We start from the raw sequence: 12,406 nt of genomic DNA on the forward strand, positions 1-12,406 counted from the left end.
GCGCTATTTTTAGCTTCGAGACGCCGCCAATTCATTCGATAGAAACGCCGCTTTCGGATGAGGGCCGCCAAATTCTCCATATCGATGACCACCATTCTGTTTTCGCAGCCTTCACCCACGTGGCATCTGTTTCCATCACACATATTCCCGATCATGAACTCCTCATCAGGAGGTTCGGCTGGGTTCCGACAGCTGCTCCCGTCGCCCAGTGGAGTCAAGAGCCGAAGATCCACATGCTTCATTCGTACGAGTGGCTCGAAAGCACTGTCCTTTTCAGCCAAACGGAAAATAACGGTGTTTTCCATTCGCCGTTGGAATTCCAAGTTAATGGCGGAATTCAGACTCCGCATTAAAATTTGGTCAAGGTAATGTCCCGTGGTCGACAGCTTTTTGTGCGAAGCAAGTTGCCGAACGTGGTCGGGATTCTTCCCTTTCAGCGATTCATAGGCCATTACCTGAGGCCTGACTTGGTCAAGACTGAAGGACGGTAAGGAGTAAGCTTTTTGAAATTTCTTCAGACCATCTTGAAAACCAACGTACTGAAACTCAATAGGCCCGTAATAGGTACTCCATGTACACCAAAGGAGCTGGGAGTTCTTAGGCAAAAAACCTAGCTTTATTAGCTGTTTCCTATTCCACAGAATGAGATCAATTGCCAACTTCAGGCCGGGCTGCTTGATATCGAGGTGAGCATCGGTAACAAAGCTGTCGATCTTCCCCTTGTATCCCTTCAGCGTTACCCAATCCCCTTTGACAACCACATCGTCTGCACCCATCGCTTGCAAAGTGTGGCCGTTCCAGGCCGTATAGCTCAAAAGCAGCACAAAAGCAGCGACGAGCTCTGGAGCTATCATCCGATAGGGTAAATAGTGAATTCGAGATCCTGGCCCAACAAGGTGCTTTTCACCTGCGCCCAGAAAATCTTCGAGGCGGTTCTTGTTCTTCCAAAATACTGGGGAATAGGGTCGTTCAACTTTGGCCAACCCATCACGCGCGATAACCTTTTGATAGCCGGCAAAGAGCATATCCGTAGACAGTTCGCCGACAGCCGCTTGATGTCCCTTCAAAGGGTACTTTTCGGCCGAGAGCATGTCCGCGACTAGATTCACCATTCCTCGGGAGCACTTCGTCTTTCCAAGTGCAATCAAACGTTCTCTAATAGCTTTACACGTTTCCAATTCCCGAACGCAAGCATCTTGAATAGTCACCAAGTCGTACTCAAGACGTTCTCGGGTTTTCACGACTAGATCTTTGGCATCCTTGTGGGACAAGGCGCTAATTGGCGCAGCTAGATCAGGATCTAGTGACTTGTCCGTTACATCGCTAATTAGAGAACGTGGTCCTGCGCGTCCCGTCAGACTTGATTGAAAACCGATAGACCTGCGTGTTATCTCGTCGTCTTTTAATTTTTGCTCTTGAGCGAGATCAATAACGCACTTCCTGAACGAAGAAGAAACTTTCGACTTTCCTTCGTCGGTACGATCAGTTGGATGCAGAAGCTGTTCTTCGAGTGAGAACAATCGGTAGAGTACATGCCGCCCCACCTTATTTGCAGGTAAAGAGAGCATTTCGAGGCCCGCTTCATTCTGCGCGAGCATTTTTATGACAGTCAAATAACAATCGATGTCATGTCTTAGAAGGGCCGCGACCTCTGACTGAGCTTGCAGTATATGCAATTGCTCGGCGATCCAACTTTTTCGTGGGATATGCAGTTCACGCAGCGAGATGGGTAGCTCGGCGTAGTAGGTTCGCCCTCTGACTGTTGTCTTTACGGCAATCTTGTAGCGAACGTTGATTACATTGCTCATGCCAGGTAGAGGATCGATGTCAATGGATCATACAAGGCTCAGAATATAGGGAATTCCTTAACCTTGCTCATACAATCCATACTACATCGACGTCAACCGTCAACCTGGCGCCAGCCGACCTGCCCAAGGAGTCCGGCCGTTTCGATTTGCCCATTGCGCTGGGCATCCTGGCCGCGTCGGGACAAATCCCCGGCGACAGCTTCGACCAATATGAATTCGCGGGAGAACTCTCGCTATCGGGCGAACTGCGGCCCATTCGCGGCGCACTGGCCATGACATATGCCATGCATCATGCCGACAGCGACGCGCAAGCCAGGCGCGGCTTCATCTTGCCGGCCGCCAACGCCGATGAGGCTGCCCTGGTGATGGATGCCACCATCCTCCCGGCGCACTCGCTGCTGGATGTCTGCGCACATTTCTCCTCCCGCGACGAACAGCACCGGCTGGCGCGGCACCGCGCCGTACACTGCCCCCGTCCAAGCATCTGGCCCGACTTCAGCGACGTCAAAGGCCAGCTGCAGGCCAAACGTGCGCTGGAGATCGCTGCCGCCGGCGGCCACAGCCTGCTGCTGGTAGGGCCGCCCGGCACCGGAAAATCGATGCTGGCCGCGCGCTTTCCCGGCATCCTTCCGCCCATGAGCGATGAACAGGCGCTGGAAGCGGCCGCGGTGCAGTCGCTGGGCGCCGGTTTCGACGTTTCGCGCTGGAAGCAGCGCCCCTATCGCACACCGCATCACACCGCCTCGGCCGTGGCGCTGGTAGGCGGCGGCTGTCATTTCCAACAATTGGGGCGACTAAACACAAATAAGCGCGACTGAGATATGCTCTACGGCATCTATTTCCACACGGAACTACATGCCACTTCCCGCGAAAATCCTGGAATTTCCCGTAGACGGCCGCTTTTGGTTTGTTAAATGGATTGACGAATTCACGCTCCCTCATTTGGGCACCGACTCCGCATCGGTCAAGGTGATACTGCAAAAGCTCCCCATTTCAAAGGCCACAGAGCTATCTCGGCTCAAAGATGATGCGCTATTAACCGTCTTGGGACAGCGCTCAAAGGGGGACCCTGAGCCGGAAGTAATGCAACGACATCCTGTCGTCCTCGCTGGTCTGCTTCCGGCCTTGCATATCGGAGCTGTATTTCACAACCAAGAACACATTGGCGATCTACCTTCAGCCTCGGCGACCTTTTCGATCCCTGGTGGCGAAGTAGGTCTAGAAGAATTCACGCTAGGACAGTCGATTCCGCCGCCCGCAAATTGGACTTGGGGACCGTACAGGCTCCTGAACAAGTTCGAGTACTCGGTAGTTCCCTTTCAGATGAAACACTCCAAATGTTTGGTGATTGAGCGAGAAAATACCTCTTTCATCATTCCCCGGATGACGATGTTTAAGGCGTTCTATGGTATGCAGACTATCTTTGCCAATGCTTTTAGCCATGGCAGTTGGCCAGAAAGGATGTACACCATCTTGTCAGACGAGGAGAATCTGGAATCGGGTCAGAAAACGGAAATTACCGCTGATGGAAAATGGGGCATCGTTCTTCAGACCAAGGTGAAAGACCAATATGCCTGTTGGGCGGCGCTTTACTATCATGACGAATATGCTCGTACTCGCGCCACTGAAATCTACTCCCTCGCTCTCGCTCAGCGGCGCCATTACGACACGAAGCCCAATTGGTACGCCAGTGCGCGCCTTCCCTTCAAAGAATCCGAGGATGTTCGAGTACAGGTGCGTGGCTTCAAACTACGTGAATGGACCTTCTATGATGAAAACAATCAAAAGGTTGTCCGCTCCAAATTCCTGGTAACCGAAATCGTTAAACACTCATGGCCCAGTTGGATCCCGACCATTCTTCATGGACGAACCAACAACAATGAGCGTAGCCCATCACCGATCGCAACTGACGCGCCGAGACCCTTTTCACAAGTCGAAGTGGTGACGTCGAAGGAACAGAAGCCAATCGAGGTTGACAACAATCATGACGCCGACTCGTCCACAACGCCGACCGACGTTATCTCAGCCGAAATGTCGTTCCTCGGTAATGGCCCTAAGCTTGAAAAGATGCCGAAGAAGAGCAGCAAAACCTACGGTCCCAAGACACCTCCAAAAGAATCGCGACCTGTGGACAAAGTATCCATGGGAGAGCTCAGAAATAAGGGCGATGCTGTTGATCAAGGTGCCGCAGAGGTCGTGATCAGGGACGCAGAGAAACGTTTTGGACAAGTCATGACGGCTTTCTTAACACTCCGCGCCGAGAAGAAAATAGCGGACGTCTCCGTCGAGTCTGGAGCATCAGGAAAACGCGCCGGCCGCCGTGGTGAGCTAGACGTGTGGCAATTCTTCTTCCCCGAAGGATCCGCAGAGCAAAGTCGGCCTCCCGCGCGCTGCTGGCGCTACATTGATCAGGGCCTAGATGACGACGGCCGACGCCGTCGCACCTACCGAACTGCCCTGGTTCTGCGCGTCGTCGTGGATGGCCAACTTCACTATTGGATAGAGATAGAGTGCCGAAAAACCGAGACAGGCTTCCGCTCCATCGTATTGAGTGATGTCTCCTCATCGCCTGAAGTCTATATTGCCGCTTCAATGGAGATGGTTGCGAACCATAAGGGACGAAATATGGACGCGAAGCTGAATGAAGCCCTGGGCGATCACGGAGTTACAGCAGGATTTTATCGGCACCAATATCAAAAGGATGTTTCCCCCAAAGCTCTAGATACGGAATACATCCTAAATTTCCTGCAGACATACAAGTACGCGGCCCCCGAGGAATGATCTAAGATCGCATCCAAACCTTAGCTAAGGGCAGAACCGCCAGACGGTGCTCGATGGTTTGCCTAACCATGTCTGGCACCTCCATGTCGGACATGGCATTGAGCCATGTTTCTTGAGCTTTACCGACCGCAAATCGCACGGCTGCTTTCGCAATACGTCCGGCTAGGCCCGCTTTTGTGGCGAGAGTAATGTAGGTCTCCAGTGTTTCACTCTGCTGTGTGCGATCAATTGCCACGTTCTTACTGAACCCTTTGTATCCAGGTAGAGCGGCGGTGCAAACAATGTCGTAGGCGGGCGAAAGTTCTGGATGTGAGCGATTGCGATAGAGGACGCTGAAATTTTTCAAATGCGCGTCGGCATTTCCGATCAGTGTATTGACGGCCAGCCTAATGAAGAACTGACGGATATCTTCAATGCCCCGTTGCCCGAAGCGATCCAAGATGCGAATGAAGGTCGTAATTTGATCAAGGCCGGAATATTTTTGCGCAGGCATGAGAGTCAGCAGCTGGCAAGCATCCTCCATGTGTATCGGGCCGGTAGTACCACGATCAAATCGATCCAAGAGCAGCGTCTGCGTTGACGCGCCCAACTCGGCAACGAGATCTGGGTGATCGCGTAAATCGCTCATTGATACGAGCTTGCACGGGGCGATTTCTACGCCTGCCAGCGAGGCAAGCTTCATGCAGACGTACTCGTTCATCACTTGAGAGTCATCTTCCGGCCGCGGCAACTTGGCGATCACATTTGTCAGTTTTCCCTTGGAAGGCACCCCATATTGCTGCCATCCCGGAAGCACGGACAACGCAAGCTTGTCCTGAACACCGGATAACGAGGCCGCGCCTGGAAATGCACCTTCAGGTGCAGTCGCCCCACCTCGTACATGCTTGTACTGCAGAGCGGTAGGGGAAAGACGGTGTAAATCTGCTGGCACGACCCTTACCGCCCCGGGAAGGTCCTCTCCGGCCGCAGCCAGGATTCCAAAGGCGTCCATGTCGCCAGCGTCCGTGCGGGTGGCCGCCAATCGGCTACGCAGTGTGCCTTCCGGCATCAAGCCCGCGAAGAAAGGCGGCAAATCCCGGCGCTCCCGATATATCGCTGGATCATATTGGTTCGTCAGTATCTGGCGAGTGATTTGGTCCGCCCCCGGAACCGTCATCGAGAATGACAAAGTAGAGCGTTGTGCATCCATGCCGTACTGTTCTGTGGCAACGAAGCGAGTGACCCGATCCGCCTCGCATAGCCAGCCGACATGCAACTCGTGGAGCCACACCTCCAGGTAACGCGATGCTGGAGCAATGCTCATTTTGCGGCCAGAATTCTTTCTGCGGCTGTCGGTACGTCATCTGGGCCAATGGCCTTTCCGGACAACAACCGCTGGATTTCGGGCAAGAGGTGCTTTGGGACGAGCACATAGGTGGCGTCCATTGCATCGGCCAGCGCCTCAACGGTACTGATCCGTGAATCGACCTTGCCGGTCATCACGTTGCTCACTTGTGGCAAGCTCATCGCCGTCAGATCCGCAATGCTCTGCAGCGTTTTGCCAAGAGTTGCGCGACGTTGTTGAAGCTGTTCACCAATTCGCATTTTATTGAATAAGATAAAGATATTCGTCTTATTTACTTTATAGCATAAATTTCATGCGAGATTGTCTGTCGAATTACGCCCTCCGCGAACTGGTCAGCCGTTGCACTTGCTGGAAATCGGCATACGATGGTTATCCGGCCGCAGGATCTCTGTCGCACGGCCATTGACGGCAAGGTATAACTAGGCGTACCCAGCGATAGGCGAGATCGTGGGCACACGAAAATCTGGATACGCTCTTATCGAAGAGGGGAGAAAAGATGGCCATCGAGACCAAGTCAATACAAACGACGCCTGCAGACGGCAATGTGTTCGCCGACTTGGGATTTGCGCCAGAAGAAGCGGCCAAGCTGAAGGCCAACTCTCAACAACTTATCTCGTTGAAACGTACCCTCCAGGATCAGTTGATCACCGAACTGGCGGCTTGGATCGAAGCCAACAACCTGGTGCAAGCTGATACTGCCAAAATCTTGGGCATAACTCGCCAACGTGTTTCGGACGTAATCAACAGGAACGGAATAGAGTTCTCCATTGACTCGCTAGTGAATCTGCTAACCAGGGCTGGCAAGCGCGTCACAGTGTCTGTTACGTAGAAGAATTCTGTTGTCCAGATCAGCTGAACTAGAAGGGTCCACTTCACACGAACTAGGTGCCCACCATCATTGAAATATGCAATCGACAATCACAATCGAAGACGTCGGTATAACTCACGCTTAGACTATGGCTCTCATTGCTCTCGATGCGGATGGTGTACAGCGAATTATGTTTTTTATGTGTGTAGCTATAACTTGATAAGCCTTTATTTGATTGAGCGTATCTTTAGGCTAGCGAAAAAATATAGCCGTAAGTCGTCATAACAAATGATTGCCACCAAGTAATGTACTCATAAGAAATAGTTCTGCCGAATAACTCCTGAAGGCCAAAACGCTACGAGATAAGTAGCGCTACGCCAGAAATATCCGGCACGAAGTGTCCTTGCGTGGGCGGGGATACTCAATGCCTGATTGTGGTGATCAGCGGGCACGACTTGCTCGCGATCACGATTTTTAACTATCGGGAGTTATATGAATAAGAAGGTTATCGCACTTGCCCTCCTCGGCCTGGGTGCATCCGTCGCACACGCACAAAGCAGCGTCACCATCTACGGTATCGTTGATACCAGTCTGTCGTACAGCTCGAACGTCAAAAACGCCGTTGGCACCAGCAATGGTTCGCGCTTCGGCCTCGAATCGGGTAGCTTGTCCAGCTCGCGCATCGGTTTCAAGGGCGTGGAAGATCTGGGCGGCGGTCTGAAAGCGTTGTTCGTGCTGGAGAATGGATTCAACGCCGACACTGGCGGCATGGGCGACTCGACTCGCCTGTTCGATCGTAAGTCGGTCGTCGGTCTGCAAGGCTCCTTCGGTACTGTCACCGTGGGCCGTCAAGCTGACTTCCTGGACGAGATTGGCTCCAGATACACTTCGGCCCAATCTTTCGGTCAAAACGGCCAGAAGGGCGCGCACGCCGACAACCTGGACCGCACCTCGACCGGTCGTAACGATAACTCTGTCCGCTTCGATACCGCCAACCTGAGCGGCTTCACCGGCAGCCTGTACTACGCTTTCGGTGAGCAAGCAGGTCAAACGTCGGCTGGCCAAGCCTACGGCATCGGTGGTAACTACAGCAACGGTGCTTTCGGCATCGGAGCCGGTTACTACCAGTCGAAGCTGACCAACGCGTCGAACGGCTTCCAGCCTGGCAACACTGACGTCAAGACTTTCACCATCGGTACCAGCTACCAGTTTGGTCCGGCAAAGCTGTATGGCGCCTGGTCGCAAGGTAAGCGCCAAGCTCTGGGTAACTCTGCCGCCGCGTTGCCATCTGTCGGCGCCGCTCGCAAGGCCAACATCTTCGACATCGGTGTGGATTACACGCTGAATCAAAACCTGCATCTGCTGGCCAGCGTGATCTATAACCGCATGGATTTCAACCGCGCAGCCGGTAGCACCCTGTCGAATTCGGGCAAGGTCACCCAGTTCAACCTGGGCGTGGACTACTTCCTGTCCAAGCGCACCGACGTGTACGCGCTGTGGAGCAACCTGCGCGCTTCCAACGTGACCAATCCTGGCGTGCTGAACGGCGCCGGCAACATCGCGCCGATGGACGACTCGACTCAAAACGTAATTCGCGTGGGCCTCCGTCACAAGTTCTAAATGTGACGTATAGATGGTCTTGAGAGGAGCAGTACTTGATACGGTGTTGCCTTAGCGGGCAACACCGTTTTTTTGCGAGGAGCGAAAAGGCTGTGTAGAAGTCCGTTCGAAACGGAATCTCGCTACTCGGAAAATTGAGAAAACTGCTTATTTTCGCCGCTTTTGTAGTAAATCCGAAATGATTCGTTCGGCATCCAGTTCCGCCATTCTCGCGAGAGCAGCTTTCCTACGCTTCAGCACAATGATCACTACTGGAACCAGCAAAATTCCTATCGCGGAAAAGAGGTGAAGAGACCAGTGAAAGAGGTATTTCATAGCTATCCTCAGAGCGCCCGAGCTCTCGATATGATGGGATCAAATCATAGGGCATTAAAAGCCTTCGGTTTATCAGGCATTTTCTGAGGCGTTCGCTCCTTCCTGCGCAATCACATGCGATCCCATCGGTGAAGTATTCATCGATGGGATCGCTGAACTGGTAAATACAGAAGCACGCATAGGAAGGAATTATGTTTCAACTATCGCAACTTATTGCGGGGCAGACTGTTCGCGAGCTAGAGTCAAGAGTTGACTAGATATCGGCACCAAGACCAGCTAAGCGATAGGGTGCCTCATCACAACAAATGTTTTTGAGGCAAATATGACACTAATTTTTACCAAGACCTTCGCAAATGTCGCTCTTCAAACTAGCGACAGACTGGTCACCTGGAAGACAAAAGAGAAAAATATTATTCCTTTTGATCGCCGCGCAAACAAAACCATCATCTTCAAAGCGGCGGACGGAATAGCAGTGATTGGATTCGCAGGCGCAGCGTTTATAAACAATGTGCCTACAGATGAATGGCTCGCAGAAGTTCTTTACGGAAGGAGGCTCCCTCGGGATGAAGATGGACGCATCGCACCTTTCAGATCCGACGACGGAGTCAGACTGCATCATCTCAAAGCTTTAGAGCTAATCCGCTTCATTCGCAATGCTGTGGCAAATATCCATCTGGCGAATTTTCAGGGATATGGTCTCGAAATAAGCATCGCCGGAGTATATGAACGGAAGAAGAAGCTATTAAATTTTCAAGCCCATCTCAATCGAACAGTTCGCGGCAGGAAAGTAAGTGTAGAGAAAGCTGTCGAGCTAAAGTCGGAAACATTGTGCTACAGCATCGGATCTACGCTGGGTATTGACTTGCTCGAACGAGGTGGGCCGCCCAGCTTAGGGATGTGCTGGACAGATATGATTCAAGCGACCAAGAAGACGGCACGCAAAGAGTCGACCGTGGGGGCTGACGTCCTAGGTGTCATCCTCTGGGCATCTAAGGAAAATCAAGCATTCAAATTTCACGCGGAGGCCGAGTTTTTTTCGGAAAACCAGAACAAAATTCCTTTGCCTTCCTACGTTCCTACAGGCTCATACCCAACATCAATTACTCCTTGGTTTGTTTCGCCGCATAACGCTATACCTCCGCAGCACCTCACGGGAAATTTCCGACAAGTGGACGGAAACACGGAAATAGTGTTCATCGGAGCTAAGGGGCAGGATGGCCTAGCATTCATGTTCTCCTCGGTGAAGCGGCCGCCAAACATTGCCCCATGATTGCCAAAATGAGTAAAAATTTTGTTGATTGATTCTTCGTCGGCGTTGTTCCATCCAGAAGAAAGTGGCTAGGTGCGGAGAGCAGGAAAACCTTGTGTGAAATTAAGTCAGAATTGGCCCTGATTTTTGCACCTTTTCACAGAATTGGATTAGTCGCGTCAATCGTATTTTTATGGTGCTGATGCTGGAAAGTGGCCGAATTCCCCCTGATAAGGCCGGCCCCCCAGGTTCCATTTCCCCCCGAAATCACGGAACTCTGGGGGGATTTTGTTGCCGCGTCCTCATGAAATCCGCGGAAAAAACTACCTATGTCGCAGACTACGTCATTGCTTGGAGCAAAATGGTTAGATGGTCAGAACTCCACTGAGGGCGCTGGAAATCTTAATTCGGAGGGTAGAAGAGCGTTCACTGCCTCGGTGTACCTTTCGATGAAGTCATTGCTAACGTCTCGTTCGAGATGAGATGACAAACGTACTGTGTGTACATCTGTCACTATGCGTCGAAAGTCTGGGTTGTCCTTTACGAACGGAATAAGCGACTGAAGGATTGTACTGTGGGCTTCTCGGATGGCAATGTGGCTTTCTAAAAGTTTCGCCATCTGAGCAATTTGAATACCTTGTTCTTTGATGAGTGCGTACGCCGCAGCTGCGTCTTCAGCCATTTTTCCTCCCGTATTGTTAATTTGGTACTGCACTAATCCTAGTCTTTTGGCATTTTAGAAGAAGAAAAATATTTAGATGGAATAGCGAATGCCTCAGGAACAGTTTTTGTACAAGGAGCGAGTAGTTCAAGTGGAGGCGGTACAGCCGCTATTTGCGGACGGCTGGCTGTGGCGAATTACCATTGATGGGCAAATGCAACGTTGTGACCACCAAACATTCCAAGCGTCTCCGCAGCAGGCGTTGACCTGCGGACGACAAGAGGCAATGGGAATGGTAGATTCCTTGTATCCAATTTGAAGGTGCTCTTGTGATAAAAATGCCCGCACTAGCGGGCATTATTTCATTCATAGTTGCGGTGAAATAAAGCATTTTTTCTATAGCGGGCACTAGTTGAATTTCGGCGTGGTTCGTTCCGAAAAGCAGAAACCAAGGGAGGGTAATGAGGGATCATTTTTTCAAGAAAAGTCCATGTTGGCTGAACGTAGGTTTTATCGTAGTCATCCTACTGGGGGGACTTTTGGTGTGGCGAGGATATGAGATGCCATGCACAGACAAAGAGGGAATGCTTATTCGTTGCACGGATCCTCAGGGGAATGCAATCAAAGCATTGTTGGCCTATATGCCATTTGTGTTTGCTTCGTTTGGAGGGCTCTTTGGCGGAATAGGTGTCTTGGAAGCCGCGAAGAAGAAGCAGGAGCAGGGACAGCCTTCTATAAATGAATATTCTGCGTTCTGGTATCGGCTTGGAGCACTTCTACTGTTGCTCGCCACCTTTTTCCAGGCAACCGCGCAGCTCGACGGTATGAACGATCATGAATGGATTTTCGTTCCCGTTCTTTTGGCGATCTGGATTTCAATGTTCGCATTGGTGTGGCTAGTCGGGTTAAGAACAGACTGGGAGGTCTATGATGGCTGGAAGGGAGCCATAATTGTGCCGACTTTCGCTGCGATCCTTGCGCTTACGGTCACCTTCGCTGTGGCAGTCCCATTCTTCGGTTAAATCGTCGGTCCGAAGAAAGAGAACGGCACATTAAATCGAGAAATGAGATAGCGATGAAGTTGTGGAAAACCATCTCCGCCCCCGGCGTAAAGGCAGCGTTGACTGCGGCACTGCTCTTTGGTGCAGCTACTCCGCTCGCTAAGTCGTTGCTTGAGGGAAACTCACCGTGGATGATTGCTGCTTTCTTGTACATTGGCTCAGGTGTGGGCCTCTTCATCTACAGAAAGTCCGTTGGCGCTAAAAAGGTATCTTTGCCAAGAAATGAGATAGGTTGGTTGGCTGGTGCAATTGTCTTCGGCGGAGTCATAGCGCCAGTGCTTCTGATGATGGGGCTCACCGCGGCACCGGCATCAACAGCGTCATTGTTACTGAATGCAGAAGGAGTCTTCACTGCGCTGCTGGCTTGGTTTGCTTTCAAGGAGAATTTTGACCGACGCATTGCCCTTGGTATGGTGGCTATAGTGATTGGTGCCGTTGTTCTGAGCGTTCCGCCAGAACTAGACAAGGTCCAACTCTGGCCCGCATTGGCGATTCTCGCGGCATGCTTTTCTTGGGGTGTTGATAACAATCTCACACGGAAGGTCTCGTCGACGGACGGCTCCTGGGTTGCAAGCATGAAGGGAATTTTCGCGGGGCTTACCAACCTGACGCTTGCCGTGGCAGTGGGCGCCCATTTGCCAAGTCCCTCCGTCTTGGCCGGAACCATGCTTCTAGGCTTTCTTTCCTACGGCGTCAGCCTAACGCTGTTCGTGGTGGCGTTGCGGCACTTGGGCACGGCACGCACAGGTGCGTATTTC

Annotated in this window: 9 protein-coding genes and 1 pseudogene; 7 read left to right on the top strand and 3 right to left on the bottom strand. The window is 51.9% G+C overall.

Features of this window, described 5'->3' with window-relative positions; translation table 11 throughout:
* Positions 1-1,808: hypothetical protein (locus tag AKL28_RS22165; protein ID WP_082221624.1), on the bottom strand; the 1,808-nt coding region annotated here is incomplete at its 3' end.
* Between the two features lie 95 nt (positions 1,809-1,903).
* Here AKL28_RS22165 and AKL28_RS22170 point away from each other — a divergent pair.
* Both AKL28_RS22170 and AKL28_RS22175 read left to right on the top strand, forming a co-directional pair.
* Positions 1,904-2,578 (top strand): annotated as a pseudogene (locus AKL28_RS22170) (ATP-binding protein); the annotation flags it as partial.
* An 85-nt stretch (positions 2,579-2,663) separates the two neighbouring features.
* Positions 2,664-4,589, top strand: a complete 1,926-nt coding sequence (locus AKL28_RS22175; RefSeq protein WP_050470478.1) for a hypothetical protein — start codon at positions 2,664-2,666, stop codon at positions 4,587-4,589.
* A 1-nt stretch (position 4,590) separates the two neighbouring features.
* Here the strand turns inward: AKL28_RS22175 and AKL28_RS22180 are convergent, their stop codons facing one another.
* Complete coding sequence (locus AKL28_RS22180; RefSeq protein ID WP_050470479.1) at positions 4,591-5,892, bottom strand: type II toxin-antitoxin system HipA family toxin; 1,302 nt, start codon at positions 5,890-5,892, stop codon at positions 4,591-4,593.
* The gene (locus AKL28_RS22185) at positions 5,889-6,173 is read right to left on the bottom strand and encodes a helix-turn-helix domain-containing protein (RefSeq protein ID WP_050470480.1); all 285 of its coding nucleotides are present in this window, start codon (positions 6,171-6,173) and stop codon (positions 5,889-5,891) included. The genes AKL28_RS22180 and AKL28_RS22185 overlap by 4 nt, the downstream gene beginning before the upstream one ends.
* Positions 6,174-6,430: 257 nt before the next feature.
* Here AKL28_RS22185 and AKL28_RS22190 point away from each other — a divergent pair, with 257 nt between their 5' ends.
* The 5 genes from AKL28_RS22190 to AKL28_RS22220 all read left to right on the top strand — a co-directional run.
* A complete protein-coding gene (locus AKL28_RS22190) occupies positions 6,431-6,763 on the top strand; it encodes a helix-turn-helix domain-containing protein (protein ID WP_050470481.1) in 333 nt (110 codons plus the stop codon).
* A gap of 471 nt (positions 6,764-7,234) precedes the next feature.
* A complete protein-coding gene (locus AKL28_RS22195) occupies positions 7,235-8,362 on the top strand; it encodes a porin (RefSeq protein ID WP_050470482.1) in 1,128 nt (375 codons plus the stop codon).
* A gap of 637 nt (positions 8,363-8,999) precedes the next feature.
* Positions 9,000-9,947 (top strand): hypothetical protein, encoded by a 948-nt coding sequence (locus tag AKL28_RS22200; protein WP_050470483.1) that lies wholly within the window; start codon positions 9,000-9,002, stop codon positions 9,945-9,947.
* A gap of 1,200 nt (positions 9,948-11,147) precedes the next feature.
* Positions 11,148-11,609 (top strand): hypothetical protein, encoded by a 462-nt coding sequence (locus tag AKL28_RS22215; RefSeq protein WP_156226443.1) that lies wholly within the window; start codon positions 11,148-11,150, stop codon positions 11,607-11,609.
* 53 nt (positions 11,610-11,662) lie between these two features.
* The coding region (locus tag AKL28_RS22220; protein ID WP_050470487.1) for a DMT family transporter at positions 11,663-12,406 on the top strand (744 nt) is incomplete at its 3' end.

Source organism: Herbaspirillum chlorophenolicum (assembly GCF_001189955.1).
Taxonomy (GTDB): domain Bacteria; phylum Pseudomonadota; class Gammaproteobacteria; order Burkholderiales; family Burkholderiaceae_D; genus Herbaspirillum; species Herbaspirillum chlorophenolicum.